The organism is Oleiagrimonas sp. C23AA (assembly GCF_011759385.1).
Classification (GTDB): Bacteria; Pseudomonadota; Gammaproteobacteria; order Xanthomonadales; family Rhodanobacteraceae; genus Oleiagrimonas.
Window position 1 is genome coordinate 33,993 of the sequence record NZ_JAARLY010000003.1, and the last position, 26,132, is coordinate 60,124.

The following is a 26,132-nucleotide window of genomic DNA, read 5'->3' on the forward strand; positions in this document are numbered from 1 at the left end:
CGGACGGCGTTCCGCCGCCGCTTACTTCAAGCGTTAGTCCGCATGACAAAGCTCACCGCAGATTGGCCCGATGACGCCGACGGCGACGTGTTTCGCCGTCTTGCAGAGGCTGGTTTTGATTTTGACAAATCCTGGGTTCTCGACTTCAACGTTGACTTCACAAATTGGCCCCCGCCCGAGGCGGCATTGGAGCTTCTGCGTTCAATGTTTGGCAATCTGGCCGCTCATCCACCCGAGCGTGGATGCCTTGGATATGTGCTGTTCCAAGTCGTTAGCCCGGTTAGCTATGAAGGCGTAACATCGATTCAACGCCGCACTAGTAGTGCAATGCAGCCATTCGGCGGCGTGTGTGAGTCTTGGGGAGTCATGCACTAATGCGGTCTAACATCTCATTCAAGCCGACCGCCCACTGGCTACGCCAGCGGTCGGCGCCTTAACTCAAGCGTTAGGTATACAAGTGAGCGATCCGCTACTAGCAAAGCTCGAGCAGGCGCTCACGAACACCACGGGCGTTTACGTCAACTCGGGTGTCGATGCAGCTAGCTACTTTGCTGGCTTGGCCTCGGATATCCGGACACACATCTGTTCTCCCTTCCCGCTTAGCGCCAGGGTCATGCCTCCAGGCTTCCCGCACGCTGCAGTGGGTAGCGTGGTCTCGGGTCAGTGCGTTGCACACAGTGCTGGGTATTGGCTGGTGTACCAACCAGAGCAAGATCGGTTCTGTTGCTTCTGGGGCAGCAACCAGAGCAATCTTGGTGCGCACGGTGTGTTCGGCAGTCCGCTCTATTGTTGGTCCGCGTGAGCACATCTAACAATTCATCCAAGCGGACGCGCTGACGCGCGCCGCTTAACTCCAGCGTTAGCCACACAGCATGGACAGCCGCCTCTTACACCTCGCCTATTCGAAGGCATACGCCACGGTCGCTTGGGATAGTCACGGTGAGCATGAGTACGTGCTCGTGGGAGATGGCGTGGCGATAGACGAGCCCCTGCTCCAGGGGCTCATCGAACGCACCTTCTCACCCGACACTCTTTGGCTAACCCCGAGCAGACATAGCGCCATTCCCGTGCCGCGTAACGACGCCGCTCGTTTCATGGCCGCGAAGCTAGCGCCGCGTACCAACGTTGTCCTCACGGACGAAGACGTGCAAAGGTTCATAGAGCTAAGCTTTCTTGGCGTTGCTCGCACAGGCAGGGCGCGAGCTAACTACTCGTTCAAGCGGACGCGCTGACGCGCGCCGCTTAGCTCCAGCGTTAGGTGTGAAGAATTGATTACTGAAGCGATGTTGGATGTGTTCTGTCGATTCGACGGGGATGTTGATGGCTTCGCTCGTATCGGAACAGCCGAAGATCGCTCTGTTATTTCAGGCGAGCAATGGACTGGAATTGATGTTTTACTTCAAGAGCTTCACTTGGCGAAAGCCAACTTGGCCTCTCCTGAGTACGCTACGAATTTAGAGCAGCGCCTTTGTGCCACGGCAGAGAACGACACAGTCAAGGAGCGGCTATGGGAGCTGGCTTGAAATCCCCTAACAAATCGCTCCAGCCGACGCCCGACTGCTATGCAGTCGGGCGTCGGCTGAGCTCAAGCGTTAGACCGCAGGTAAGAATGTGCTGACCGACAAAAATGGATTGCCTGTTCTAGATCAGTTCTCCGAAGAAGGCTTCGTCGATTGCGTGTTCCGCATTGGGAATCTCGTGCGCGATGGCGAGCACTTTGTGTTCGATCTCCGTTCCTCCTATCGCAACGAGGCGGTGGGTGTGAGGGCTCGACTAAGGGCCGAGATCGGCCCAGGAATAGACACTGAGATGAACCTCATCAAAGAGCACGTGTACTGGAAGGGCTTAGAGATCTCCTCGCTCGGCCCGGAGAGTGACCGCTTTGTGGCTGTACTTGCGTCCCTCTACGGCGTCGAATCGATTCCGGAGGCCATGGTGCAGGCAAAAACCTTCACTGTGATCGCGTTGCAGCAGGACGGCACGGACCTTGAGGCTGAGCAGGTCAGACTGAAGATCTTCGGTAAAGACGGCTCCGAATTCGCTGAGGATGATTACTATGAGGCCTTCTTCAACGTAGATCTTCCTGATGGGTTCGTTTACTGGAATGAGAAGGATGAGAGCTACCGCGAGCCCATGCTCAAAGCACTGGCTGCGGTCTAAAAGTTCGTCCACGCCGACGCCGCTTCGCGGCGCGGCTTAATTCAAGCGTTAGGTCGCAGTCATGGATAGTCGCGAGTCCCTGGTACAAGCTCTTCTCTCGTTCGCGCGGCCCGTTCCAGACATCGCGCGCGATCTCTCCGCTTACGGCTGGGATGCTCCCCGCCCGTTGGCGGCACTGGATGCAACACACGTCTCCTCAGTGCTTAATCGGTACATAGCTGGAGAGTTCTCGGCCGCCCAGGTTGAGGAGTGGGCCAACCGCATAGAGTGCCGTGAGGACATCGATTACGATCCCTCATCAGCAGTCGGTTTGGCGCTACATGAGCTTGCCAACCCGTTGCTCACCCAACCTCTAACAAAGCAATCTGCAACAACGTTGGTTGCAACCCTGTCGTAGCTGCAACCTAACTACTCATCCAAGCGGACGCGCGTACCGCGCGCCGCTTAACTCCAGCGTTAGACGGCAAAATAATGAACTCCACCGATGCACTGTATGCAGAGCTAAAGCCAGACATTGCTTCCGTCGCGAATCAGCTCTTCGATCTGTCCGAAGCGCTTCTCCGCGACCAAGGAAACTTCTTGCCTCACGCTGCGGTTCTTACGGACGACGGCGACATCAGATTGGTCGGTGCTGTCGGCGAGAGCGACCTCACTACTTCCGTTGAGATCCTTCCCATACTTCACGATGGTGTTCGCCAACAGGCACGCGAGCTTCCTCTGCAGGCGATCGGAGTTGCCGAAAATGTCACGGTCACCTTCGAGGGGCAGCGTCCCACCAAGGCCATTAAGGTGCTTTTCGAGCACAAGCGTGGGCTTACTGTTGCGCTCTACCTTCCTTTCGAAAAAAAGTTGCTTCGTGGATACATAATGGGTTCCACCATCTCGAAACCGGCTGCTCCGGAAGTCAATGCGTGGAGCCACGATGCCGTCTAACTACTCATTCGAGGCGGACGGTTGCGCCGCCGCTCAATTCCAGCGTTAGAGGTCACTGGTGGACTACGACAACTCGGAAGTCGAAGAGCTCTGGTGTAACCAGTGTCGTAACGATGTCATTGCCTATCTACGTCGGCAAAACCTCGTGCACGGACAGGTTGGCGAATGGCCGGCTTGGCATCTAGCGCCTTACATCTCAATCTGGGCAATCGAGAGCAAGGACAACCCTGGCTGGGTAGGCTGGTGGGCCGTCGCAGGCGACCTGCCTCACGACTATGTTTCAGCCAGTGGCATCAAGCACCCACGGGAGGCCATGCAAGCCATTGCGAGGCGTTGGCACACTGCGGCCGAGCACATGGCGCGTGGTAGCTATCCCACAGATTTCTCCATCGGTTCCCCCGATAGCTGGCCGTCACTGGGTCCACAGCTAGCATCTCGCGCGGAGCTCCTTCAATCCTGGGCCGGTGACCCGGAGTTGTGGGCTAACCTCTAACAGTTCGTCCAAGCGAACGCCGTACCGGCGCCGCTTAACTCTCCAGCGTTAGGCCAGATAGATGCAGCGCAACGACCTCGAACTATTCGCTGATTACAATCAGTTCTATGTTCAAGACGAGCCCGCTTCTGGCGATCTTTCGTCTGCGTGGCCTGAGGAAGCTGTCAGCCGGTTGTTGGCGATTGCACCGGGTGTGGTCGGGGTAGGCACTGCCAGCAACATAGACGTGCCAGTCACCGTCGAAATACATGAAGCTGCTCCGCAAGATGATTCCGCGGCCTTCGATCAAGTCAACGAATGCACGTTAATAGTGGCACACGGCCCTTTGGTCATTGCGGGCTGCACGGACTACTTTCCAGCCGCCACCCGCATACCGGCTAAGCCCGGCACGTACAGGGTCAGGGTAAGCTACCTTGGTGTATCCGGCGTTCCCGGCTCTGAAGAGCGGTATCGTCTGCAACTGTGGCCTGCACCTGCTATCGAGACCACTGTGGTCAAGTCGCATGCGGCCTAACAATTCATCCAAGCCGACCGCCAATGGCTACGCCAGCGGCCGGCGGCTTAATTCAAGCGTTAGGCCGCATAGCATGGATCTGCGAGATCAATACAAAAACAGTACTCTGCGGATTCTCGGCAAATTTCAGTTGCTTGAGTTTGCGCTCAAGCACTACATAGGGTTCGCTTACGATTTGATACGCAAGAACGTCAATGGGGCGATACATTTCGGGTACTCCATCGACGATGTCGACAACTATCCGCTAGAGCGTTTGCTGAACATCTTTTCCAAGCTCAACAACAACTCCGATCTGTTGGCCCAGCTAAATGGTCTACGTACCGGGCGTAATCATGTAGCGCACAAATCGCTCCTTGTTAGCTCTGGCGAAAATTACGACACCGACGCGCTCAAAAAAGCGGATGAAGAGTTTTTCTATTTGGAGGATGAGATTGATGTTTGCCTTGCGGCCTTGCTCAGCGAGCTGCAGTCGCTAAAATCAACGCTGTTCGGCTCTGTGGCCTAACAGTTCGTTCAAGGCGGACGGCTTCGCCGCCGCTTAACTCCAGCGTTAGGCTGCATATGCAGCAGATCGGCAACCTGATCGACGCCTACCGAGCCTCAGAAGGCGATTCGGCCGTCGTCTCCGATTGGTGGCAGAGCAACCGCCCGGATCAAGACACGCTCGTCGCTCTCGCGGGAAGTATTGGCGCGCTGTACCTGTCCAGGGCCCTCTCCTATGCCTTCGCCAATGGCCTCATGAACCAGCTCATGCCCCTGGCGGGCTGGGAAGACGCACCCAAGCTTTTTTGGCAGTACTACTTAGCGTTCGAGGACGCGGAGACTTTGGCGGAGCCCGACCCACAGGCTAGGCTAGCGGTCATGGCGGTTGCCAACATGGGTGCCGCCTAACAGTTCATTCAAGGCGGACGGCTTCGCCGCCGCTTAACTCGGGCGTTAGGCCCCAATAGAGATTGCGGAAAGATCATGGGAAATATCGAGGTTGAGCACAAAGGAAGGCGTTATCAGGCTGACTATTCTCTGGACGACAACGTCGTCACGGTTCACGGCGACAGCGGCCAAGAGTCAACGCAGCTTGGCGGGCTGTCAGAGCAGCAAGTAGCGACTATGCTTCTCCGCAGCCTGATAAGGAAAGGTCATGTCGAGCCCGTTGGTGGGCCAGAGGCCTAACATTTCGCTCAAGGCGCACGGCTCCGCCGCCGCTTAACTCCGGCGTTAGACGACCCCAAGGTAGATAGCTCATGCCTGAACCTAAGTTCATGTACAACTGCGATCTATGCGGTAGTTCATTTCAGTTCGGGCCGCATATATACGATGGCAAAGTGATTTCTCGCTACAAATTGACCGTTTGCCGGGGCTGCTGGCAAGGCAACCGCGATGGCTGGGACCCGATGGTGGAGGATCGATTCGTAGAGCACCTTAAGAGCAAGGGCATTGCGCTTCCAGAGCGGAATAGCAAGGGTTGGTACCCACGCGACTAGGTGTCTAACTATTCATCCAAGCGGGTCCGCTGACGCGGGCCGCTTAATTCAAGCGTTATACGTCATGAACTCAGCGGCAGAGCCGACAGCGAAAGTACTATTCCGTATACCTGGGGAAGACGGGGAGGCCGACGTTGAGACTCTCTGGGCCTATGACTTGGGCTCGGATCAGTACAGGCTCGACAATTTGCCCTTCTACGCCTACTCCGTGTCGCTGCAAGATGTTGTATACGCGCCTCACGACACGGCCGAAGGCCTCCCGACCTTCAAGCGAGTCATATCCAAATCCGGTAACCGCACGGTTCGCATCGCATTCGATCTTCCCGTCGAGGCTGGTAACGCATCACAAGAGATTTTGGATCAGCTTGTGGCGCTTGGTTGCGGATACGAAGGGGCAAACAAGAGCTACATCGTCATCAATATTCCGCCAAGTGTAGACATGAGCGATGTTTGCGACTTGCTCGTACAACGGGGCGTCAACTGGGAACACGCTGATCCGAGCTATGATGAAGTCCATGGCAATGACGTATAACAACGCGTCCAAGCCGACCGCCCACCGGCTACGCCAGCGGTCGGCGTCTTAACTCCAGCGTTAGATCTGCGCAGTAGGAGATTGCGGCATGTTGCTCAACATCGACATTCCGCTTCGCACGGCCACGTTACATAGCGAAGCGTGTTCGCAGGTTCCCTAACGGTTAGGCACACCGTTCAAACCCGTCGGTGAGCTCGGCCGTGATGGTGGTTGGTTCCCAGTGTCGTCTACTGCCGAGGGCAGGCATTGGCGCAGTGCAAATTTCCGCGGGGCACCTTCAAGCATTGTGCATTCTGCTTAGAGTCGTAGTTGGCGCACAGTTCTAGCAATTAATCTGCACAGCGACGATCCGCGACTGCTGACGGTTGTGTCGCAACACCATCATGGCCCTCGAGGCCGAAGAGAGAGGGTGAGTCTATTTTTACTCATTCAAGCCGACCTATTGGCTACGCCAACGGTCGGTGGCTTAATTCAAGTGTAATGTGGCCGTGAAGAATCATGGAACCAAAAGACGTCGGAAAGAGTTACGACCTTATTGCTGATCGCTGGCGGAGCGATCGCTTTTCGCAAGACAATGGCATTTCCCAGCACGAGAAAGCCATAGCTTTTACAGAGCTACGGGGCGCAGCCCTCGACGTAGGTTGTGGTGGCAGTGGACGCCTAATTGACATGCTTCTCAACTGCGGTTTTTCGCCTGAGGGTCTGGACATCTCTACCAAGATGCTGGAACTTGCTCGCTCGCGCCATCCAAACGTACGCTTCCACCAAGCGGATATATGCTCGTGGAAGTTTCCCCATTTCTACGATTTTATTTCGGCCTGGGATAGCATTTGGCATGTGCCGTTACGGCTCCAGGAGAAGGTGCTGTTCAAAATCTTGTCAGGTCTTAGCCTGGGCGGAATTGCCATATTCAGCCTTGGTGGCACGGACGGTCCAGACGAACATACCAACTCTTACATGGTGCCTCCCATGTACCACAGCACGCTTGGCATTCCTCGAACGTTGGAGGTAATTGCCCAGGCAGGGTCAGTCTGTCGCCACTTGGAGTACGATCAGTACCCAGAGGGGCATGTGTACATCATCTGTCAGCGCGTGAGCTTGGAGAGCGAGTGAGGCGACGCATAACAACTCAATGCAGCGGACGCCAACCTGCTACGCGGGCCGGCGCCGCTTAATTCAAGCGTTAGCCAGAAATCATGAAAGTTCATGCGAAGTTAGCTTTAACCAGCTTATCCGCCTTGCTGCTCTGGCATACAGTTGCTGCACACGGGGTGGATGTATGTGTCAAGCACAAGGACAAACGCTTTGTGACTGGCCCCGAGCCGGAAGCTCATAAGCTATATAGAGCGGCGTGCCTGGCCAATGCCGGGCCGTGGCCAAGCGGGTTCACTGAAGAAGATTTTATCTATCTCGGTATTTTGCATGATGAAGCTGGTAACAGCTACAAAATTGGCTACATATCCACCATTTTGGGAGAGAGTGGGCGGGCAACAAACAGGCTGTTGGTATTTATCGGTGACGGTAAATATCTAGGCAGATATAGCGATCAAGAAGAGCAACCCGCCCTCGACCCGCCGTTGACTCTGGAGTACCCAAATAAGGCGAAATTGGGAAGCGCTGTTGTATTTAAAAATGGAATTCCCCCAAAATTTTGGATCGACGGCGATAATTATTCATTCGAAATGGCTAACAAGTCGTCCATGCGGACATGCTGACGCGTGCCGCTTGGCATCTGCGTTAGGTTCACTATGATATTCATGACGAAGGCATTAACTGTTCTCCTGACAATCGCGTTGACCCTGTCAGCATGGACCGACAGCACTGTCGCAACGGGGGTTGATCCGTACACCGTTTTGCCTGGCACCTGGGGTTGGCAGGGAACCAATGACTGCAAATCATTCCCCGTAAGAATTCGCGTTGGTATTGATCACAAAAAGCTATATATTTCGTCGGCTGCGCGGAGAAAGGATGGCACGCGCAAGCCTCGGGAGGAATACACTTATCACATAATTGGTGAAGGTACGAACGTACTGCACTTGTCTCTCGTGGGCGAGTGGCGTCACGATTCAAACGGCGCGCCTGTTACTTGGTACCTTGTTGTCGCCGATCCCAATACGTTTTTCTGGAATCGGAGTGATTGGCCTCACGACACGGGCACAAAAAATGTCCTGCGTTGTAAGAAAAACCTGCTATCCAAGCCGTCTGCCAAACCGAGACCCGGTTCCTCGGCGGCATAATCCAGGCGTCAGATCACACAACAAAGGAAAGTCACCATGCCTGGGACGCCACGAGCCGCCGCCGTCTTGTACGCCAAGGACATATCCAAGGTCGCCAACTTCTACGCCAGGGTCGCCGGCCTTCCTGTGACGCATGAAGAACAAGACCACATCGTGCTGGAGTCGGATGCTTTCCAGCTGGTTGTTGTTGCGGTACCGCGCAAACTCGGCGCTACCATTCACATCACGCAGCCGCCGCAACGCCGCGAGGGCACGGCTATCAAGCTCGTTTTCCCCGTCGCCAGCATTGCGGCGGCACGTGAGGCGGCGCAGGCTCACGGCGGGCAGCTCAACTCGCCGTCCCGAGTGTGGGAGTTCCAGGGCTCACGCGTCTGTGATGGGCAGGACCCTGAGGGTAATGTCGTGCAGTTTCGCGAGCGTGCGCTGTGACATTTCGTTGTAGCGGACGCGGTGCGCTCGCGCATGATTTCCATCGCCAGGCCGTCAACAGGAGCATGAAGTGTCACGTTCAAGAATCAGCAAGACCAGCGGCTATCTCTTTATAGGTGCCGGCTGTATGTTTTGCCTTGCCGCCTATTTCGGCAAGCAAGTCGCGTTTGCAGGGGTAGGGGCGGCGCTCATCACTGTCGGTGCTGTCTATGTGGCTATGGCAAGGCGTGCATGACTTGTCTCGCCCCGGCAAAGTAGAGCCTGGGCTGGCTGTTCGCCCAAGGCGGATGCGCCGACGCGTGCTGCCATACTTCAGCACTAGATCAACCAGCGCTGTCGGAGACCCACATGGAGAACACATCAGGGGGCGGCAGTACCGCCACGGTGCCAGCCGAGATCGACCGCTGGAACTGGGGAGCGTTCCTTCTCAACTGGATATGGGGCGTGGGCAACAACACGTTCATTGCCCTGCTGATGTTTGTGCCGCTGGTGAACATCGCGATGCTGTTCGTTCTTGGTGCCAAGGGCAGCGCCTGGGCATGGCGCAATCGACGCTGGGAAAGCATTGCTGCATTCAAGGCGGCCCAACGCAAATGGGCGCGTTGGGGCTTTGCCGCCACGGGCCTGTTCGCGCTTTTGTTTGCGGGCATGTTCATTGCCATTTTTGCGTCTCTTAAAGGCTCGCCGGCCTATCAAATGGCGGTCCGTGCTGTGAACTCCAGTCCTCAGGCCATCCAGGTTATCGGCCGGCCGGTTTCCACCGGCACACCCAGCGGTAGCATCCGCGTATCAGGCCCCGACGGGGAAGCGAGCCTCGCTTTCAGTGCAGAAGGTCCTGTAGGCAGCGGCACGGTCTATGTCAAAGCCACCAAATCACTGGGCCAATGGAAGCTCGACAAGGCCGTGCTGGAGGATGCCGAGAGCGGCCAACGCATAGATCTTCTTGAGTGATCTGATGGCGAATCCGGGCCGCACGGCGCGCCTCGTATCTCCCGTGTCATGTCGTCAACAAGCGCCGGCGCACTGCTGCTGTCGCTCGCCTGTCGTGCGCTTGCCGTGGTCGTGATCGTTCCGGGAATGTAGGTTCAGCGGGTCTGCCAACTGCTCAGGAGCTAGGGACATGAAGGTCAATTCGGCACGGGTCAAACAGCTGCGTGCGCACAAGCACTGGTCGCAGGAGGAACTGGCCACGGCGTGCGGCGTCAACCTAAGGACCATTCAACGCATCGAGAACCAAGGGACCGGCTCGCTGGAGTCGGTCAAGGCGCTGGCGGCAGTGTTTGGCATCAGCGCGAACGAACTGCTGGTGCCCACGGTGCAGCAAAAAAATGCTCAGCTCGAGGTGGTCAAGACGTGCTTGCTGCGTTACGCGGATTTTGCCGGCACGGCTGGCCGGTCCGAGTACTGGTGGTTCTTCCTCTTCGCGTGCCTGGTGACGACCATGGGCGCCGTCATCCATCACGTGCTGGGCGGGGTGGTGTTCCTGGCGGTGGTGTTGCCGCTGCTCGCGGTGGGCACCCGGCGGCTCCGCGATGCGTCCCACAGCGGTTGGTGGCAATTGCTGTTCCTGGTGCCGTTCGGGTTTGTGGTCGTATTCTGGCTGCTCGCAGAACAGGGAAGGCGCGCAGGCCCGGGGTTCAAACCCGCCTGACGCTTCGGTCAAGCAGGCGGGGCAGGAACGTGCGCGGCCCGGCCTAGTGTTGGATCACTCAACCCGGTGAGGTGGCGCGGTGGAGATCTCGGCAACTGTCAGCAGTTCCCCGTGTGGCCACGAGGTTTCCGTGCGCACGGCCGGTTCAACGCAGGCGCTGGCGGTGCCGGCGAAACCTTCTGGCCAGGGCTCTGGCATCAACGGCGGTGAATTCTTGATGCTGGCCCTGGCGACCTGCTACTGCAACGATCTGTACCGTGAAGCCCAGAGGCTTGGCATCGCCCTGGAGGGTGCGCGGGTAGAGGCCACGGCTGAGTTTGCGGGTGTCGGCCTGGCGGCCTCAAACATCCGCTATCGCGCCAGCGTTCGATCCAGCGCACCGGCGCAGGACATGGCGCGCCTGCTGCGGGAAACGGACGCCGTGGCGGAAGTGCACAACACCTTGCGGTGTGGCGTGCCAGTCACGCTTTTGCTGGAAGAGTAGGCGTCTGCTGTAGGGCCTCGTCGCGTCGTCGCTGCTTTCGTGGCGCAGGCGTTTCACTCTCGGTGGTGCCGCGAGATTGCGGCCCACGTCGATCATCAGGTGCCAAGCATGCGATTACCGGGTTCATGGCGATGGAAGCCCTTGCTGGCATGGGCGGTGGTGGTGTCGCTGGCCGTGGCCCTGATGATCCATACCGCCATGCAGCCCCGGTGGCCGCCCTCCCAGCCACAGCCGGCCGTGGTGGTGTCCCACTACATGACGCCGATGGTTGGCGGCATGGGTGGGGGCTGCGCCATTGGCCACGTCGAGGCCAGGGTGCGCCTGGACAACGGCAAGGTGGTACAGGCGGCCACCTACCATGACGGCTACGGCATGGTTCGCGACGGGGCGCTGGTGACCGTGCAACGGTTCCGGGTGCTGTGCGGAACGGCAAGCTATACGATCTTGCATGGTGGTCCACCGCATCGCGCCCAGTCGCCCACGCGTTACGTGCGTGGCTGATGTGCAGAGCCTTAGAGGAAGAAGCCATGTCGCGACACGAGAAAATCCATTACGTCGAGTGCCCGTCCCGCGATCTTGCGGCGACGAAACGCTTCTTCGGCAAGGCCTTTGGCTGGACATTCGAAGACTACGGGCCCGATTACGCCGCGTTCTCCAATCAGGGCGTGGACGGCGGTTTCTTCACCTCCGATCTGGCCGCGCGTACCGAAACCGGAAGCGCGCTGATCGTGCTCTACAGTGATGACCTGGAAGGCACGCTCGGCAAGGTCGAGGCCGCCGGTGGCCAGGTGATCAAGCCTATCTTCTCTTTCCCCGGTGGCCGCAGATTCCACTTCACCGAGCCAGGCGGCAGCGAGTGGGCGGTGTGGTCCGAGGCTGGCGCCTAGACTAATCGGCCCGGGACGCTGCCTCTGACTGCGTCCCAGCACTGACTCAGCCTGTTAACCGCGCGGGCGGTGGGGTACGCTTTGGTGTGCCGCTTATCTTACGCCCCGAAGGAATGGAGCATGGACGCGAAACAGGCAGACGCACTTGCCGACCAGATACTGCGCGATAGCCGATCCAAAAGGCATCGTCGCGCGCACGTCGTGCTAACGCTGGCCCATGGGCTGCAACAGCTCTACACAGGCGCGGTCACCCTCGCCGGTGCTGGCCTCGGCTTCTACGGGGCACGCAGCCTATCCCCTAATCCCGTTGCCCATATCGCGGTGGCCATTGGGTGTGGTCTGACAGCGGCGGTGGCATGGGCTCCAGTGCGAATCACACGTTAGGTCGCCAGGGGACAGCCTTGATTGTGATTGATGCTCAGGACAGCAGTTGGTTACAGGCTTTGTCTGCGATAAGCACGGCGGTCGCGGTTTTGTTTGCCGCTGTAAGCGCATGGACTTCATGGGTTAGCGTCGAAGCTGCGCGCGAAGCAGTCAAGGAGGCCCGTCTGGCGCGGCGTTCAGAGCTTGAGCCAAAACTTATCCTCGAAAAAGAGTTCTTAGATTTTCAGTTCTATTGGCCGCACCCTGATAGCCTGAACGGAGAGCCCGTTTTCTTAGCCAGGAAGCACTGGAAGGACAGCGCGCCGGATCCGCCAACGTTTTCACTCCAAAATTTCGGCCAAAGCCCGGCGCTAGAGGTCACGATTGTGTGGGATCTGAGCGATCCTAACGGCGAGTTTCGGCTACCAGAGCAGTTCGAACCGCTTGGTCTTATGATAATGGACAACGGTTCAAATCATCAGCAAGGTGGTTCTGTTAAGAGCTTGATGTGTTCCAAACCGAACGGAGGTGGTGCAGGCCTGCCGCTGTATCGCAAGTGGACAACTGATATTCCAAGCTGCTCACCTAATCAAAAACGCACCGTCGAGTTTCCGGTGCATTTGCTCAACACGTTTTTTGTACGCGGCCTGCAGGTCGGGGCTACTATGCCAAAGGAAGACATGGTACTTACAGCCACGGTTAGTTGCTACGCCGTCGACCAAACAGTATACAAGACCCAGTTTCGCTGGAAAGTCATGCCGTTTTATCATGGCCAAACGAATCCAATCGCGGTTTACGGACACTTTTTTGAGATGCCAATGTATTCAAAGCCAGACGGTCCGCGTGTTGCGTAATGATTTTGTAGAGCGCAACCTTATAATTCGGTCAGCCGGACGCTCACCCGCTACGCGGGTTTGCGCCGCTTCACTCAGCGTTAGAGCGCACATGCATGTTCTCAGTCATTCAACTTTTTTTGCTTTCTGCGGCTGGCTTTATCGTGCGGTGCTTTGCTAGCTTTTGCTTCTGGGCATGCCTATTCGCGGTCAATGCGACGTCCCTCAGTTTTGAGTAGCACCCAGGTTATGAGTCGAGCCCAGCCAAGCCGCTTCTAGCGGCGTCTTGACACCCCGCCATCCCAGTAGCAGACTCAATTTCAAGGAGCCTAGAAACTCCTCGTACAGCGGTACCCACCTCCGACAACTCGGTGGGTTTTTTGTGCCTGTTCACAGGCACAAGCCGACGTGATGCCTGCGTCGGGAGGGCGGCTAATACAACACCCTTGCGGAAATACGCCCGCCGTCTGTACGCGGTTTCTAGCCTCCCGACTTCCCGTCCGCCGTGATGCGTGTACGGGTACTTCATGGAATGAGGAGGCGATCATGTCGAACGATCATCGGGACGATGCGGACGCGTTGGGCTACTTCCTGCCGGAGGACAGCCAGTTCCGCCTGAAGAAACTGCATGAGTACGTGACGTTCCTGTCGCACGTGGCGCAGCCGCGCCAGTGGAATGAGCAGGAAGAAGCCGTGCCGGACATTCGCGTCGGCGAAGTGGCCATCTGCCTGGAGCTGCTGGCCGAACAGCTGGAAGCCGTGCTGGGTGAGGTGATCTCCCCGGTGTATCTGTCCGGACGCGAGGCGACGCTTGGGGAGGCGGATGAGTCTGCGGCGCCCGCGAAGCCTTCTGGCCACGCGCCGTCCGCGCAACCGCGATACCCCTTTGGCGTCACGCTGGACCAGATCGACGAGCTCAATCTGCTGCTTGGGCGGATTGCGGCGCATGGCGATGTGGTGATCGCCAGTCACGAAGCCGAGTTCGCCGACCATACGCTGTCGCTGGTGGGCGACATGATCTTCCGCGAGGCCAGGCAGGTGCGCGACATCGTCTTCGACATCGCCTCGCAGATGCTGGATGCCGAGCGTGGCAGCAACCACCGCGTGGACGAAGCGCCGGCCACTTACGGTGCCGGGCCGGCGTATCCGCGTGTCGATGGTCTGCCGCCGATGGTGGTGCGCGAGGCTGGCGCGCTCGCTTACGCGGCCTGAGTGCTGGCGATGCCGGATGGGGCCGTGTTGGCCCGATGATGGTGGGTGCCCGGCGACACGTTCTGCCGTGGCGCCCGCCTTTTTGCGCCGGCTGCGGGTGGCTGCTGGTACCGGCAACACACATGGTGCGTGCCCGCGTTCGGCGCGGGTATAGTCCGGTGACCACGCCCCATGTTGCGCGGCCGCGTGGCGTTGCCGTCTTCACGGTTGGCGCCATGGTGCAGAGCACGGGGTTTCCACTGCCGGTGCGTGAGGGCAGCGCCGCTGCGCCGGTTAGCCACGAGGTCACGCCATGACACGGGTTCGCGTCGAAAGCTTCACTCTTTCGCTGGATGGTTACGGTGCGGGGCCGGGGCAGGACATGGAGCACCCGCTGGGTATCGGCGGCACCGAGCTGCATCGCTGGTTCATTCCCACGCGCACCTTCCAGCGCCAGCACGGCGCGGGCGAGGGCACCACCGGCGTGGACGATGATTTCGCCGCGCGCGGTTTCCGCAACATCGGCGCCTGGATTCTTGGGCGCAACATGTTCGGGCCGATTCGAGGTGCCTGGCCCGTCCTGGAGTGGAAGGGCTGGTGGGGCGACAACCCGCCTTATCACGTGCCGGTATTCGTGCTGACCCATCACCCGCGCCCGCCGCTGGTGATGGAGGGCGGCACCACGTTCCACTTTGTGACCGGTGGCATCCACGAAGCGCTGGACCGGGCGCGCGAGGCGGCAGCCGGCAAGGACGTGCGCATTGGTGGCGGTGTCCACACCATCCAGCAGTATCTTCGAGCCGGCCTTGTCGATGAATTGCACCTGGCGATTTCACCGGTGCTGCTGGGCCAGGGCGAGCGCCTGTTCCAGGGCGTGGACATGCGCGCGCTGGGTTACGCCTGCGTGCAGCACGTGGCCACGGAAAACGCCACGCACGTGGTACTGCGCGCCGGTCAGGGCGAGGGGCGCTGACCGGGTCTTACCTGGCGAGACGCGCGTGCGTTTTACTGACGCCAACTCGACGGAGCGAATCTGATGAAGACCCCCGCGCATGTTGCCTCTTGCAGCTGCGGCCAGCTTCAGGCCCATGTGGCGGCCGAGCCTCCGCGTGAGTGTTTGCCATTGCCTGGCCTGCCAGCAACGCACGGGCAGCGTATTCGGCGTGGTGGCGCGGTTTCCGGCAGCGTTGGTCAGTACTCGTGGAGAAAGCCGCGAGTACGTTCGGGCGGGTGATGAAGGGTCCCGGGCCACGTTTCACTTCTGTCCCGTGTGCGGCGCCACCGTGTATTACGTGTCCGATGCCGTGGACGGCGCGGTGATGGTGCCGGTGGGCGCCTTTGCCGATCCGCAGTTTCCCGGCCCCACCATCTCGGTGTACGAGCAGCGCAAACACGCTTGGGTGACCATGCCACCCGACATCACGCATGTTGCATAGGCCATGGCACCAGCGCAGTGCATCAGGCACGCGGCGCAAGCCAGGCACGCCAACTGGACGACACCGCAGGACATCAAGAATCACTACGCCAGTGCCAGCTTTGTCGGTTACAACCGAGTGGTGTTCAACATCAAGGGCAACGACTATCGGCTCATCGTCGCGGTGGCTTATCGTTTCTAGGCTGTCTACATCAAGTTCGTTGGCACCCACGCAGAGTACGACCGGATCGACGCAGCGACCGTGGAGGATCTATGAACATCCGCCCCATCCACACCGAGAATGACTACCAGCTTGCCCTGCGTGAGCTGTCGGCCTACTTCAGCAACGAACCTGAGCCTGGTACGGATGACGGTGATCGTTTCGACATCCTTGCCACGTTGGTTGAGGCTTACGAAGCGAAGCACTTCCCGATCGAGGCACCAGATCCCATTGAGGCGATCCGGTTCCGGATGGAGCAGGCGGGCCTGACCGTGAAAGATCTCGTGCCCTACATCGGTCGGCCCAATCGCGTGTACGAGGTGCTCAATCGGAAGCGTGGTTTGACGATTGGCATGATCCGGAACCTGCATCAGCATCTTGGCATTCCTGCCGAAAGCCTGATTGGCGTGTAGCCATGTGAGCGCTCGGGTCCGGATCAGCCGGCGCACCCGATGCTGAAGCCGTCTTCGCTGGAGGACACCACGCTGATCCAGCCGACCATCCATGTATGGGTGAGCGAAAAGCAGGACTGGTATACGATCCCGGACGGGGCGGTGGCGTTCGAGACGCAGCCGTAGTCAGGGCACGCCGCCGGCCGCTTTCTTGCGGCCAGGGGTGCCCTACTGGGGTTCAAGGGCGTGGCGCCTGGGGGCGGGACATGCCCATGGTCAGGAGATGAAGCTATGTACGTGGCATGGTTTAGCTGGGGTTCGCCGGTGGGTGTCGGCATTTTTGTGGCCGGCATGGGGGTGTTCTTCTGGGGTTTGTTTACCGGCATCGCGCGGTTGAACCGTTCAAAAACCTCCGGATCCAGATAGTAATAACCCACGCCGGGGGGCTTTGGTCGGCATCGGGATGCTGGCGCCATCGTTGCCGGTGTTCCGCCGTATGGTGCATGCACTAGGGAGGGGGCAATGAAGCGCAATATCTTCGTCAGTCTTTTACTGCTCGGCGCCGGCTTTGGCGCTGGCATATTGGCGTGCCATGTTCCTGCCGCATCGGCGGCAACCCAGCCCAAGGCTGCGGATTTGGCGCATCAGGTGTTTGTGGTGTCAGTCGACGAGCTTCGGCAACGCTTCGTGGTCAACCATCCGTTCAAGGGCAGCTACCGCACGACGGTGACCCTTTCCGATGGCAGCCAGCGAAGCATCGAGCTTGTTCCGATGGTCCACCGTGGCACGCAGGTGGTCGAGTTGAAGGACAACGGCCATCACACTTACATGGGCCTCAACGGCAGCGCCGCCGATGGCAAGCTTCTGGTGCGAGTTCGCGATGTGGCGATCTTGCAGAGGGAGCTTCGTGAACAGGGATGGCGCGGTATCACGCGCTAAGGGTCCGACGTGTCGGCCGCCGGCGGGTCTTCGCGTGCCGATGCGTGCAGGCTGATGGCAGTATGTTCGGACCAAGGTGTAAATTGACGCTGACCAAACAGCATGCATGACTGCTGCCGGAAGGGTTTGACGAATCAATAGGTCAACCCATTGCAGGAACACAGTGAGTGCGATGGAGATAGCCATGCGAAGGATGCGTTTCATACGCTGGGGTGCGCTGGGGGGACTGACCATCGGGGTGCTGGGCGCTTACGTCACGCACCAGGGGCCGCTGCGGTGGGCCGCGACGGGTAGTGCGTTCGGTATTGTCATCGGGGCGGTACTGGCCAGTTGGCCGGTTGCCCGGCGTGATGCGGAGGCGTCCAGGCGACGGCGTTGATCGCCGCTTCCTCCGAAGAACCGGCCCCCCCCCTCCGTCCGGTGAGGCGCCGCGCAGACCTTCAGGCCGCTTGCTTGCGGTGTAGCCTGTGACAATTGAACGTTGGACCAGGAAACGGGAGGGGTGACCAATGTCAGAACAAATCCGCAACGATAACGGCGCGTCGAGGGTGCTGGCGCTGGGTATCTGCTTTGGCCTGCTGGCCGGCACGGCGGCGGGGGCGGTGGCTGGCGTGCTGATCGGCGCGTTGGCGCTGGTGCTGCCGGTGCTTTCCGGTATGGGGTTGCTGGTGGGAATCGTGGTCGGGCTGGTGCTGGCCAGTCGGCGCAATCCGCGCAGCTGACCTATGGGTTGGTAGGTGCCTGGCCGTCGGCGACAGGTGTTCTTGCATGACACGGGTGGCGATATGGCGCGAGTAACCGGAATAGGCGGCATCTTCTTCAAGAGCCGAGGGGACAGCACCGAGCTGGCGGCCTGGTACAAGCAGCATTTGGGCTTGCCGCTGGAGGCCTGGGGCGGCGCCGTGCTGCGCTGGCCGGATGATGCCCGCACCGATGGCGGACTGACCGTGTGGAGCGTGGCTGCGCGCGACAGCCAGTGGTTCAGCCCCAGCGATGCGCCCTTCATGATCAACTACCGGGTGGATGATCTGGCGGCGCTGATCGAACAGCTGCGTGCCGACGGCGTCACCATTGTCGGTGGGCCCGAAGAGCACGAGAACGGACAATTTGCCTGGATTCTGGACCCGGACGGCAACAAGCTGGAGTTGTGGCAGCCCAAGGCCGAGAGCGAAGGCGAGGGCGCTTCCTGATGCGAGCGGGTTCTGCCATCGGGCCGGGTGGCCACCTCGGCGGTATCTGGGTCGATGTTTGAAGGGAGGGGATCGCGCGCATGGTCAAGGCATTGATGGCCGCGATGCTGGCGTGCGTGGCCACGCTTTTGGCCGTGGCCATTTGCTATGGACTGGCCATGTGGCTGGTGCCTTTGCTGCTTTCCGGGGCCAGGCACGGCGCCCTGCAACCGTTGGTGTGGGGGCTGTCCGCGTTGTCCAGCGTGCTGTTGCTGCGCCAGCAGCGGCAGCGGGCCCGAGAGCAAGGCAAGGGACGATCCGATGGCCACCTCACGCGCAAGCCTTGAGTTTCTGCTGGATCAGCTTTCCGGCCTGAGTGGTGTACGCGCCAAGGCCATGTTCGGCGAATACGGCCTTTACGTCGATGACGTGCTGGTGGGGCTGGTCTGCGACGACCAGCTTTATCTCAAGCCGACCGACGGGTTGCGCCAGGTATGGCCGGAGGCGCCGCTGGCACCACCTTACCCGGGGGCCAGGGCACACGCACGGGTTACCGCCGACCGGTGGGAGGATGCCGAATGGCTCGTCACGATGGTGCAAACCACGGCGCAACACCTTCCGCCCCCTCGCCCGCGCCGCCGCTGAGGCCTGCGCCAACGACGCCGGAACACGCCATGACCATTAGCGCCAAACCGTCGTTGCTTGTGCCACTGCTGCGCCTGGCCTGCTTGACCGCGGCCGCGTTGCTGGCGGTGCGGCTGGCCATGACGCTAACCGATCAGGTGCGCTGGGAACTGCTGGATTTCGTGGTGGCGGGTGCATTGCTGTTTGGCGTGGGTGCGGTCTTTATCGGCCTGACACGGGGCCGGCCATACGCGCGTTACCGTGTGGCCGTTGCGGTCGCGCTGCTGAGCACGCTGGCGCTGGTATGGGGCAACCTTGCCGTGGGCGTGGTGGGAGCACCCGAGCGGCCATGGAACCTTGTCTACGATGCACTGGTGCTGCTGATGGCGATCGGCGCGCTGGCGGCACGCGGCCATGCTCGCGCCATGGTGTCATTGATGGCGGGGGCGGCACTGGCGATGGCGGCGCTGGCGGCAGTATCGCTGTTGTCTGCCGAACTGCGTGAGCCGGTGCGCACCGTACTGCTGATCCATGGCCTGTTTGCCGCGTTGTTTGTGCTGTCAGCCGGGCTGTTTCATCGGGCGGCGGATACGGCGTGATGGCGCCGCGTACCGGCGATGCGCGCGGACCATGGGGGCGTGTCGGCGTAAGTGTTTACGCTTGCCGGTCCCGTTAGCCGGCGGCTGCGGTTATTCTGTTCCCTACTATGCCCACGCGAACCCACGACCTGCTTTTCAGCGCCGTCGACCTTCTGCTCGACGCCATCTGCATTGTGGACGCCGAAGGCCGCTATATTTTCGCCAGTGCCGCGTTCGAGCGCATCTTCGGCTACCGCCGGGAAGAGGTACTGGGCCGGCGCATGATCGAGCTGGTGCACCCGGACGATCGCGAGCGCACCTTGAACATCGCCCGGCGCATCATGGGTGGCGAACCCGTTGTGCATTTCGAGAACCGCTACGTGCGCAAGGATGGCCGCGTTGTCGACATCATGTGGTCGGCACGCTGGTCACCCGAGCACCAGGTACGTGTGGCGGTGGCGCGAGATGTGACCGAGCGCCGGCGTATCGAGTCGATGCGCGATTCGCTGTTCGCCATTTCCGAAGCCGCGCATTCGGTACCCGACCTGCTGTCGCTGTTCGAGCGTATCCATCGCATCATTGACGCCCTGCTGCCGGCGCGCAATTGCTTCATTGCGCGGTATGAGCCCGAGTGCGACCGGCTGAGTTTCCCCTATCACGTGGATACGCATGCCAGCGCGCCGCCACCGCAACCGCTGGACGCCGACCCGCTGGCTGCCGAAGTGGTGAGGAAGGGGCGGCCGGTGTGGTTGATGCGCGACCGCGACGAGCTGCCCCTGGATGCGGCGGCCACGGTCTTGCCGGAGAACATGCTGGACTGGCTGGGCGTGCCGTTGATCAATGATGGCCAGGTGATCGGGGTGCTGGCCTTGCGCAGCTACCTGGGCGATGCGCGTTACGGCGAGGCGGATCTGGAGTTGCTGCAGTTCGTCTCCACCCAGGTGGCCACCGCGATCGAGCGGCGCCGCCTGTTCGAGCGCCTGCGTTACGCGGCCGAGCATGATCCGCTGACCGGCCTGCCCAATCGCGCCCTGTTGCACGAACGTTTGCAGGTGGCAGTGACGCTGGCCCGGCGTGAACACCGCGAGGTGGGCCTGCTGTTCGTGGATATGGACCACTTCAAGCGCGTCAACGACGACTTTGGCCACGCCGCCGGCGACGCGTTGCTGAAGGCGGTGGCGGCACGCCTGCGCGAAAGCGTGCGCGCATCGGACACGGTGGCGCGTGTCGGCGGCGACGAGTTTGTGGTGTTGCTGTCGGGAGTCGGCGTGGATGCCCATGCCGTGGCCGAGGTGTTGCACGCGGCGATGGACAAGCCTTTCGTGATTGATGGCCACGCGCTGAAGATTACCGCCAGCATCGGTGTGGCCACTCAGCACGGGGACCACGTCGATGCCGAGCGCTTGTTGAGCGAGGCCGACGAGGCGATGTATCGCATCAAGCGCGAGAGCATCCGGCGCCTGATGGAATCGACCTCGCGCCAGGCAGAAGGCTAGCGCCGATATTCCAGGCGACCCGGTGTCGGCCTGATGCCCCATTGTCGGCGGCGAACCGGTTGTCGCGACCGGCGAAGGGGCGGACTTGGGCGTCCATGACCAGTGGGCGCAATGCGTGGCCGAGCCGCCATCTTTGCCCGCTGTCCATGCCACGTTTGCTGCCGCATACCGTCGAGATCAGCGCGCCTGATAACGCCCTATGCCTGACGGTTGCTCCGGCCGTCGGACGGAGGCCCGCGGACGGTTGCCAGGGTGAGGGCGGTGGTGATCTGCGAAGCAATCCACGGCGGCTGATTGGCCGCACGCGCCGCGATGGTCGCGTTGCATATTTCTATATGGAATATGTGCGTTTTATGATTCGAATAGCATATTAATTCTTATATAAAACAATGGACTACGACATTTTTCTGCTTGTGGTGAGCTGATGTTGCAGCCAGTTGACACCGGTGACAATGAATCGCAAGCTAGGCCCATGTCCGGTGCGGGGAGGCACGGGGAGACATGGTTAGCACGCTGATCGACCCTTCGTATCGCCGGGAATCGGGTGCGGCGATGCCGTTCCTGGCGGCGGACATCGGCGGCACTCACGCCCGGGTCGCCCTGGTGCGCCATCCCCTTGCTGCGGAGCCGGGACGCGATCTTCAGATGCTGGCCTACCGCACCTACCGGTGCGCCGATTTTCCCAGCCTGGCGTCCCTGCTGCGGACCTTCCTCGATAACCAGGCACATATTCCGGTGCGGCACGGCGTGCTGGCCTGCGCGGGGCAGCTTTCCGGGGACGAGGTGTTGAACGACAACGTGCCCTGGCCGATGCAGCTGACCGAGGTGCGCCAGGCGCTGGGGCTGGCCGACCTGGCCATGCTCAATGATTTCGAGGCCCTGGGGTATGCCATGGATACCTGCGCGACACGACAGGCGCGGCTGGTGTGCGGCCCGGATGTCCAGGGCGATGGGCCGGTGCTGGTGCTCGGGCCGGGTACCGGTCTGGGCGCGGCGCTGAAGCTGCCCGCCAGCGCCGGTGGTCACGTCATGGCGACCGAGGTCGGCCAGATGGATTTCGCCTCGTACTCGATCCGTGAGCGCGAGATTGTCGCGCAGTTGATGCCACAAGGCGGCTACCTGCCGTACGAGTGCATTGTCTCCGGCCCCGGTCTGCTCAATCTGTACCGGGCCTTGTGCGCGCTGCGCGGCCAGACGCCCGGGATGGACCGGCCCGAGGCGGTTTCGGCGGCGGCCCTGGACGGCGGCGACAGCCATGCGGTGGAAGCGGTGCAGGTGTTCTGCGCCGCGCTGGGAAGTCTCGCCGGCAGCCTCGCCATGGCCTTCATGAGCGTCGGCGGCGTGTACCTGGCCGGCGGTTTTCTCAGCGCCATGTTCGAGCAGCTGCGGCACAGCGCCTTCGAGGAGCGATTCCTGCACGGGCGCAGCATCCGCGCGTTCCTTTCGCAAATACCGGTCCGGGTCCTGGAGCACGGCAGTGGAGGCGTGCTTGGCGCGGCGCGCTGGTATCTGACACGCATGGCGCCGGCGGGCACGGGCTCGCCGCTGATCGCGAGCGACGGGACATGACGATCAATTGCATCAAGGCAGCGCCGCCTTGGGGGCCTATCAAAGCCCGGTAAAGGTTGGCGGGGAGGCACGCCGGAGGCGTGCAAGAGTTGAAGTGTGGATCGGGACCGCGCAGGTGGCTTTGCCGCCCGCTCGGGTCGCGCCGGCCACGCTTTTGGGAGGGGATGCCGATGGGAACGGCGCGGTGGACCGCGCCGATGCTGGATGAAGCGACGCGAAGACGGGGCACGAGGTCATGCTGATCGTGCGCACGTGCACGTCGACACATCACCGGGCACCCGTGATTCGGCAGACGTCAATTTAAAGAGGTAAGGCTCATGCGCACCGTACAACGCAAGCATCCCTTGGCAGTGGCCATATCCATGTCCTTGTTCGCCGCCGTGGCGACATCGGCCATGGCCACTGGCACTCCGGCCGACACGGCACGGGCAGCAAACGGCCCGTCGCAGGATACATCGGCATCGTCGCCGCATGGCGACCCCAACGCCCAGACCGGGGCCGGCAAGGATACCCAGGGCAAGGAGCCGTCGAAGAACAAGCCGGTCACCTTGTCCGGGGTCAGCGTGGTGGGTGTGCGTGCCTCGCAGATGCACGCCATCGAACTCAAGCGCATGGCGCCGAACATCCAGGACAGCATCACCGCCGAAGGCATCGGCCAGCTGCCCGACGTGACCATCACCGACGCCTTGCAGCGGGTCACCGGCGTGCAGATTAACCGCGATGCCGGCGTGGGCACCTCGGTGGATGTGCGCGGGCTTCCCGAAGTGGGCACCATGCTCAACGGCGAGGCCTTCATCACCGCCGACCAGATCGATTCACAGCAGCCGGACTTCACCATGCTGCCGGCGACGCTGTTCCACGGCGTGGACGTGATCAAGTCGCCCACGGCCAGCCTGACCGATGCCGGCATCAGTGGCTCGCTCGATCTGCACACGTACCGGCCCTGGGATTTGCCCAGCGGATTCACCTACAGCTATTCGGCCGACGGCGAGCGGGGCAAGACCAGCAGCAAGTGGGGGCCGGAGGCCAATGGCCTGATTTCCTACAACGACGATGGCCGCTGGGGTCTGCTGATTTCCGGCGACTATTCCGACACCACGCGATCCAATTCCAATGAGGGCCTGGACCAGTATGGCGTGGTCTTCAATGGCGAGAACGCGACCAGCGCGGGCGGCTACAACGGTTTCCTGACGCCGTGGAACGGCGCGCCGATCCCCTCGGCGATTCATCAGAATGCCGACGGCAGCGTCGACGTGAACGGTGACGGCAAATCCAACGGCGTGTTCATGGGCAGCCAGAATATTGGCCTCTACGACATCACCACGCAGCGCAAGCGCAAGTCCGGCAATGCCTCGTTCCAGATGGACCTGGGCAGTGGCTTTACCCTGACCAGCGACTACTTCTATGCGCACCAGACGCAGCTTGATCGCGGCGTCGGCCTGCAGTTCAACTCCACCAATTGGCAGGGCGCCACCTATGTGCCGCTGAAGTCGCGCAACACCGGCGCGCCGGTGGCCGGCTCCTACGGCACGCCCGAGCCGGGCTGGGACGGCTCGCAGCTGTATACCACCCAGGTCTACGAGAAGTGGCCTGGGGACGTGGAGTCGTTCTCGCAGATCACGCGCAAGGATTCGACCGCGAAGAACTTCAACCTGCAGGTGGACTACGACAATGGCGGTTCCTTCACCGGCAGTGTGCGCGGCATCCACGATTCGGCCAGTCAGTCCAATATCGAAACCGACCTCAATATCTCCAATTCCGACGGTGGGCTGTGGCCCAACGTGCTGCAACCGGGGGTGACCGATGCCCAGGTGCCGCCCGGGACCTTCGTCTTCCCCGATCAGCTGGGCGGCAATCGCGTCTTCAATGCCAACGGCATGGCCCAGAACACGGTGCCGGTGATCGCCGACTTCCGCGGGCGTCGCATCTCCATCGACATGCCTGCGTCGCTGTCGAGTCAGTTCGCCGATCCCAATGGCTGGACCATGAAGACGCTGGAGTCTTCCGGCGACTATGACCGCAAGGTCAGCCTCAACGCGTTGCGTTTCGACGGGCACTACGACTTCAACGACGGCATCAAGCTGGATTTCGGCGTCCGCAATGCCATTCGCCATGCCGACAACAACGGCTTCACCCTGGTCACGCCGGTGTATGCCGGCATGGGCGCCAGCGATCCGAATGGATGCCTGGTGCGCTACGTCGGCGCCGATGTGGTGCTCAACAGTGGTTCGTGCACCGCGGGCAACGACCTGGGGTACTTCCGCGGCGGGCCCATTTCCGCCTTGCAGTTGCCCAACACACCCGCGCCGTTGTCCAGCCACTGGGAGAAATACAGTGACCTGCTGGGCTCGGGGATCACCTTCTGGGCCGTCGATCCACATGCCATGGACAACCCCGAGGCCTATTGGAAATCGCTGTATCCGGACACGCTTCGCCAGGAGACGCCGGGGCGCACCTGGGCGGTATCGATGAAGGCGACCTCGGCCTATCTGCAGGCCAACTTCGACGGCAGCATCGGCAATATGCCCTATAGCGGCAATGTCGGCATGCGCGTGATCGACACGCATCTGGATGTGACCCAGCACCTGTCCGGCGACCCCGGCGCCTATGGCACGGAGCCGGCCGATGCCGGTGTCCAGCTGACCCGGCGCAGCTACCGCGATTACCTGCCGGCGGCCAACTTCGCGTTGAGCATGACCGACGACCTGAAGCTGCGCCTGGCCTATTCCAAGAACATGATGCCGCTGGACCTGAGTACCTGGGGTGGAGGCCTGGAGCTCAATTACTCACTGGTGGAAACCCCGCAAGGCCCGTTGTACCGAGTGGCTGCGGGCAACTCGAACGGCAATCCGAAGCTCGACCCCTGGCGCTCCACCAACTATGGCGCCTCGCTGGAGTACTACATCAATTCGACCAGCATGCTGAGCCTGGCGTTGTTCCGCATCGATGTCAGGAGCTTCATCAAGAGCGGCAGCGTGACCGACTGCACGCTGCCGGACGAGGACGGCGTGGTGCGCAACCACTGCATCACCATCAGCGAGCCGATCCAGGGCAGCGGCAACAGCATCCATGGCGCGGAATTCGATTACCGCCAGGGCTTCACGTTCCTGCCGGGGCTGCTGTCCAAGACCGGTGTGGAAATCAATGCCACCTACGCGCCCAGCGACTCGGGCAAGACCGATCTGGCCGGGCACAAGATTCCGTTCCAGGACAATTCGACCAAGTCCGGCAATTTCATCCTCTGGTTCCAGGACGACCACTTCCAGGCGCGCGTGGCGTACAACTACCGCTCCCGGCGCGCGGTGTCCGAGGATGTGGGAGGCATCAGTGGGCTGGAAATGTACGAGGCGCCGCAGAGGTATGTCGACGCATCGGTGTCGTACAAGATCAGCAAGTACCTGCAGGTTTACGCCGACGGCACCAATCTGACCAACGAATACCAGCGCTACTACCTGGTGTGGCCCGACCAGCCGGGTCACTCGAATTTTTCCGAGCGCATGTTCACGGTCGGTATCCGCGGCCAATGGTGAGCGCCAAGCCTGA

Annotated in this window: 33 protein-coding genes; all 33 read left to right on the forward strand. The window is 60.8% G+C overall.

From position 1 onward, the window contains the following. Positions 1-42 precede the first annotated feature (42 nt). The 33 genes from HBF24_RS05510 to HBF24_RS05675 all read left to right on the forward strand — a co-directional run bounded on the left by HBF24_RS05510 (position 43) and on the right by HBF24_RS05675 (position 26,119). On the forward strand, positions 43-375 hold the full coding sequence (locus HBF24_RS05510) for a ribonuclease E inhibitor RraB (RefSeq protein WP_167170217.1): 333 nt from the start codon (positions 43-45) through the stop codon (positions 373-375). An 893-nt stretch (positions 376-1,268) separates the two neighbouring features. Beyond that, the gene (locus tag HBF24_RS05515) at positions 1,269-1,523 is read left to right on the forward strand and encodes a hypothetical protein (RefSeq protein ID WP_167170220.1); all 255 of its coding nucleotides are present in this window, start codon (positions 1,269-1,271) and stop codon (positions 1,521-1,523) included. 88 nt (positions 1,524-1,611) lie between these two features. Further along, a complete protein-coding gene (locus HBF24_RS05520; protein WP_167170223.1) occupies positions 1,612-2,160 on the forward strand; it encodes a hypothetical protein in 549 nt (182 codons plus the stop codon). Positions 2,161-2,221: 61 nt separating this feature from the next. Continuing rightward, complete coding sequence (locus tag HBF24_RS05525; RefSeq protein ID WP_167170226.1) at positions 2,222-2,557, forward strand: hypothetical protein; 336 nt, start codon at positions 2,222-2,224, stop codon at positions 2,555-2,557. Between the two features lie 74 nt (positions 2,558-2,631). Continuing rightward, positions 2,632-3,093 carry a hypothetical protein gene (locus HBF24_RS05530; protein ID WP_167170229.1) on the forward strand — a complete coding sequence of 154 codons (462 nt, stop codon included), beginning with the start codon at positions 2,632-2,634 and terminating at the stop codon, positions 3,091-3,093. Between the two features lie 554 nt (positions 3,094-3,647). Further along, positions 3,648-4,100, forward strand: coding sequence for a hypothetical protein (locus tag HBF24_RS05540; RefSeq protein WP_167170235.1), 453 nt, complete (start codon positions 3,648-3,650; stop codon positions 4,098-4,100). A gap of 73 nt (positions 4,101-4,173) precedes the next feature. Then, positions 4,174-4,605 carry a hypothetical protein gene (locus HBF24_RS05545; RefSeq protein WP_167170239.1) on the forward strand — a complete coding sequence of 144 codons (432 nt, stop codon included), beginning with the start codon at positions 4,174-4,176 and terminating at the stop codon, positions 4,603-4,605. Between the two features lie 56 nt (positions 4,606-4,661). Beyond that, positions 4,662-4,991 (forward strand): hypothetical protein, encoded by a 330-nt coding sequence (locus tag HBF24_RS05550; RefSeq protein ID WP_167170242.1) that lies wholly within the window; start codon positions 4,662-4,664, stop codon positions 4,989-4,991. 654 nt (positions 4,992-5,645) lie between these two features. Then, on the forward strand, positions 5,646-6,113 hold the full coding sequence (locus HBF24_RS05555; protein WP_167170244.1) for a DUF4265 domain-containing protein: 468 nt from the start codon (positions 5,646-5,648) through the stop codon (positions 6,111-6,113). A gap of 498 nt (positions 6,114-6,611) precedes the next feature. Continuing rightward, positions 6,612-7,226, forward strand: a complete 615-nt coding sequence (locus HBF24_RS05560; protein WP_167170247.1) for a class I SAM-dependent methyltransferase — start codon at positions 6,612-6,614, stop codon at positions 7,224-7,226. 83 nt (positions 7,227-7,309) lie between these two features. After that, the gene (locus tag HBF24_RS05565) at positions 7,310-7,828 is read left to right on the forward strand and encodes a hypothetical protein (protein ID WP_167170250.1); all 519 of its coding nucleotides are present in this window, start codon (positions 7,310-7,312) and stop codon (positions 7,826-7,828) included. A gap of 588 nt (positions 7,829-8,416) precedes the next feature. Further along, the gene (locus HBF24_RS05570; RefSeq protein ID WP_167170253.1) at positions 8,417-8,779 is read left to right on the forward strand and encodes a VOC family protein; all 363 of its coding nucleotides are present in this window, start codon (positions 8,417-8,419) and stop codon (positions 8,777-8,779) included. A gap of 348 nt (positions 8,780-9,127) precedes the next feature. Beyond that, positions 9,128-9,730, forward strand: coding sequence for a cytochrome c oxidase assembly factor Coa1 family protein (locus tag HBF24_RS05575; protein WP_167170256.1), 603 nt, complete (start codon positions 9,128-9,130; stop codon positions 9,728-9,730). 169 nt (positions 9,731-9,899) lie between these two features. After that, complete coding sequence (locus HBF24_RS17170) at positions 9,900-10,430, forward strand: DUF805 domain-containing protein (RefSeq protein ID WP_206064210.1); 531 nt, start codon at positions 9,900-9,902, stop codon at positions 10,428-10,430. Between the two features lie 130 nt (positions 10,431-10,560). Then, complete coding sequence (locus HBF24_RS05590; protein WP_343162719.1) at positions 10,561-10,914, forward strand: OsmC family protein; 354 nt, start codon at positions 10,561-10,563, stop codon at positions 10,912-10,914. Between the two features lie 108 nt (positions 10,915-11,022). Continuing rightward, positions 11,023-11,415, forward strand: a complete 393-nt coding sequence (locus HBF24_RS05595; protein WP_167170260.1) for a hypothetical protein — start codon at positions 11,023-11,025, stop codon at positions 11,413-11,415. A 26-nt stretch (positions 11,416-11,441) separates the two neighbouring features. Beyond that, complete coding sequence (locus HBF24_RS05600; protein WP_167170263.1) at positions 11,442-11,801, forward strand: VOC family protein; 360 nt, start codon at positions 11,442-11,444, stop codon at positions 11,799-11,801. A 401-nt stretch (positions 11,802-12,202) separates the two neighbouring features. Further along, a complete protein-coding gene (locus HBF24_RS05605) occupies positions 12,203-13,018 on the forward strand; it encodes a hypothetical protein (RefSeq protein WP_167170266.1) in 816 nt (271 codons plus the stop codon). Positions 13,019-13,543: 525 nt separating this feature from the next. Then, positions 13,544-14,209: a hypothetical protein gene (locus HBF24_RS05610; RefSeq protein ID WP_167170269.1), complete on the forward strand. Its 666-nt coding sequence runs from the start codon at positions 13,544-13,546 to the stop codon at positions 14,207-14,209. A gap of 292 nt (positions 14,210-14,501) precedes the next feature. After that, positions 14,502-15,161 carry a dihydrofolate reductase family protein gene (locus HBF24_RS05615; protein ID WP_167170272.1) on the forward strand — a complete coding sequence of 220 codons (660 nt, stop codon included), beginning with the start codon at positions 14,502-14,504 and terminating at the stop codon, positions 15,159-15,161. Positions 15,162-15,297: 136 nt separating this feature from the next. Next, positions 15,298-15,624 (forward strand): GFA family protein, encoded by a 327-nt coding sequence (locus HBF24_RS05620; RefSeq protein ID WP_343162720.1) that lies wholly within the window; start codon positions 15,298-15,300, stop codon positions 15,622-15,624. Between the two features lie 3 nt (positions 15,625-15,627). Beyond that, on the forward strand, positions 15,628-15,804 hold the full coding sequence (locus HBF24_RS05625) for a type II toxin-antitoxin system HigB family toxin (RefSeq protein WP_240922255.1): 177 nt from the start codon (positions 15,628-15,630) through the stop codon (positions 15,802-15,804). Positions 15,805-15,875: 71 nt separating this feature from the next. Further along, complete coding sequence (locus HBF24_RS05630) at positions 15,876-16,235, forward strand: transcriptional regulator (RefSeq protein WP_167170275.1); 360 nt, start codon at positions 15,876-15,878, stop codon at positions 16,233-16,235. A 39-nt stretch (positions 16,236-16,274) separates the two neighbouring features. Continuing rightward, a complete protein-coding gene (locus HBF24_RS17395) occupies positions 16,275-16,400 on the forward strand; it encodes a hypothetical protein (RefSeq protein ID WP_277344506.1) in 126 nt (41 codons plus the stop codon). A 336-nt stretch (positions 16,401-16,736) separates the two neighbouring features. Beyond that, positions 16,737-17,153, forward strand: a complete 417-nt coding sequence (locus HBF24_RS05635; protein ID WP_167170278.1) for a hypothetical protein — start codon at positions 16,737-16,739, stop codon at positions 17,151-17,153. A gap of 509 nt (positions 17,154-17,662) precedes the next feature. Further along, a complete protein-coding gene (locus tag HBF24_RS05640; protein WP_167170281.1) occupies positions 17,663-17,875 on the forward strand; it encodes a hypothetical protein in 213 nt (70 codons plus the stop codon). A gap of 63 nt (positions 17,876-17,938) precedes the next feature. Continuing rightward, the gene (locus HBF24_RS05645) at positions 17,939-18,343 is read left to right on the forward strand and encodes a VOC family protein (protein WP_167170284.1); all 405 of its coding nucleotides are present in this window, start codon (positions 17,939-17,941) and stop codon (positions 18,341-18,343) included. An 80-nt stretch (positions 18,344-18,423) separates the two neighbouring features. Further along, positions 18,424-18,669 (forward strand): hypothetical protein, encoded by a 246-nt coding sequence (locus tag HBF24_RS05650; RefSeq protein WP_167170286.1) that lies wholly within the window; start codon positions 18,424-18,426, stop codon positions 18,667-18,669. After that, complete coding sequence (locus HBF24_RS05655; protein WP_167170289.1) at positions 18,644-18,967, forward strand: TfoX/Sxy family protein; 324 nt, start codon at positions 18,644-18,646, stop codon at positions 18,965-18,967. The genes HBF24_RS05650 and HBF24_RS05655 overlap by 26 nt, the downstream gene beginning before the upstream one ends. A 29-nt stretch (positions 18,968-18,996) precedes the next feature. Next, entirely contained in the window at positions 18,997-19,545 is a 549-nt protein-coding gene (locus HBF24_RS05660) for a hypothetical protein (protein ID WP_167170292.1), read from the forward strand. A 107-nt stretch (positions 19,546-19,652) separates the two neighbouring features. After that, complete coding sequence (locus tag HBF24_RS05665; RefSeq protein WP_167170296.1) at positions 19,653-21,020, forward strand: diguanylate cyclase; 1,368 nt, start codon at positions 19,653-19,655, stop codon at positions 21,018-21,020. A 501-nt stretch (positions 21,021-21,521) separates the two neighbouring features. Continuing rightward, a complete protein-coding gene (locus HBF24_RS05670; protein ID WP_167170299.1) occupies positions 21,522-22,589 on the forward strand; it encodes a glucokinase in 1,068 nt (355 codons plus the stop codon). 317 nt (positions 22,590-22,906) lie between these two features. Further along, entirely contained in the window at positions 22,907-26,119 is a 3,213-nt protein-coding gene (locus tag HBF24_RS05675) for a TonB-dependent receptor (RefSeq protein ID WP_167170302.1), read from the forward strand. Positions 26,120-26,132 lie beyond the last annotated feature (13 nt).

Coding starts and splice junctions, on each gene's coding strand:
- HBF24_RS05555 (WP_167170244.1), top strand. CDS start 5,646: ATGAACTCAGCGGCAGAGCCGACAGCGAAAGTACTATTCCGTATACCT.
- HBF24_RS05560 (WP_167170247.1), top strand. CDS start 6,612: ATGGAACCAAAAGACGTCGGAAAGAGTTACGACCTTATTGCTGATCGC.
- HBF24_RS05635 (WP_167170278.1), top strand. CDS start 16,737: ATGAAGCGCAATATCTTCGTCAGTCTTTTACTGCTCGGCGCCGGCTTT.
- HBF24_RS05510 (WP_167170217.1), top strand. CDS start 43: ATGACAAAGCTCACCGCAGATTGGCCCGATGACGCCGACGGCGACGTG.
- HBF24_RS05600 (WP_167170263.1), top strand. CDS start 11,442: ATGTCGCGACACGAGAAAATCCATTACGTCGAGTGCCCGTCCCGCGAT.
- HBF24_RS05540 (WP_167170235.1), top strand. CDS start 3,648: ATGCAGCGCAACGACCTCGAACTATTCGCTGATTACAATCAGTTCTAT.
- HBF24_RS05675 (WP_167170302.1), top strand. CDS start 22,907: ATGCGCACCGTACAACGCAAGCATCCCTTGGCAGTGGCCATATCCATG.
- HBF24_RS17170 (WP_206064210.1), top strand. CDS start 9,900: ATGAAGGTCAATTCGGCACGGGTCAAACAGCTGCGTGCGCACAAGCAC.
- HBF24_RS05660 (WP_167170292.1), top strand. CDS start 18,997: ATGACCATTAGCGCCAAACCGTCGTTGCTTGTGCCACTGCTGCGCCTG.
- HBF24_RS05625 (WP_240922255.1), top strand. CDS start 15,628: ATGGCACCAGCGCAGTGCATCAGGCACGCGGCGCAAGCCAGGCACGCC.
- HBF24_RS05525 (WP_167170226.1), top strand. CDS start 2,222: ATGGATAGTCGCGAGTCCCTGGTACAAGCTCTTCTCTCGTTCGCGCGG.
- HBF24_RS05610 (WP_167170269.1), top strand. CDS start 13,544: ATGTCGAACGATCATCGGGACGATGCGGACGCGTTGGGCTACTTCCTG.
- HBF24_RS05550 (WP_167170242.1), top strand. CDS start 4,662: ATGCAGCAGATCGGCAACCTGATCGACGCCTACCGAGCCTCAGAAGGC.
- HBF24_RS05645 (WP_167170284.1), top strand. CDS start 17,939: ATGGCGCGAGTAACCGGAATAGGCGGCATCTTCTTCAAGAGCCGAGGG.
- HBF24_RS05545 (WP_167170239.1), top strand. CDS start 4,174: ATGGATCTGCGAGATCAATACAAAAACAGTACTCTGCGGATTCTCGGC.
- HBF24_RS05615 (WP_167170272.1), top strand. CDS start 14,502: ATGACACGGGTTCGCGTCGAAAGCTTCACTCTTTCGCTGGATGGTTAC.
- HBF24_RS05655 (WP_167170289.1), top strand. CDS start 18,644: ATGGCCACCTCACGCGCAAGCCTTGAGTTTCTGCTGGATCAGCTTTCC.
- HBF24_RS05630 (WP_167170275.1), top strand. CDS start 15,876: ATGAACATCCGCCCCATCCACACCGAGAATGACTACCAGCTTGCCCTG.
- HBF24_RS05530 (WP_167170229.1), top strand. CDS start 2,632: ATGAACTCCACCGATGCACTGTATGCAGAGCTAAAGCCAGACATTGCT.
- HBF24_RS05650 (WP_167170286.1), top strand. CDS start 18,424: ATGGTCAAGGCATTGATGGCCGCGATGCTGGCGTGCGTGGCCACGCTT.
- HBF24_RS17395 (WP_277344506.1), top strand. CDS start 16,275: ATGCTGAAGCCGTCTTCGCTGGAGGACACCACGCTGATCCAGCCGACC.
- HBF24_RS05565 (WP_167170250.1), top strand. CDS start 7,310: ATGAAAGTTCATGCGAAGTTAGCTTTAACCAGCTTATCCGCCTTGCTG.
- HBF24_RS05595 (WP_167170260.1), top strand. CDS start 11,023: ATGCGATTACCGGGTTCATGGCGATGGAAGCCCTTGCTGGCATGGGCG.
- HBF24_RS05640 (WP_167170281.1), top strand. CDS start 17,663: ATGTCAGAACAAATCCGCAACGATAACGGCGCGTCGAGGGTGCTGGCG.
- HBF24_RS05575 (WP_167170256.1), top strand. CDS start 9,128: ATGGAGAACACATCAGGGGGCGGCAGTACCGCCACGGTGCCAGCCGAG.
- HBF24_RS05670 (WP_167170299.1), top strand. CDS start 21,522: ATGGTTAGCACGCTGATCGACCCTTCGTATCGCCGGGAATCGGGTGCG.
- HBF24_RS05665 (WP_167170296.1), top strand. CDS start 19,653: ATGCCCACGCGAACCCACGACCTGCTTTTCAGCGCCGTCGACCTTCTG.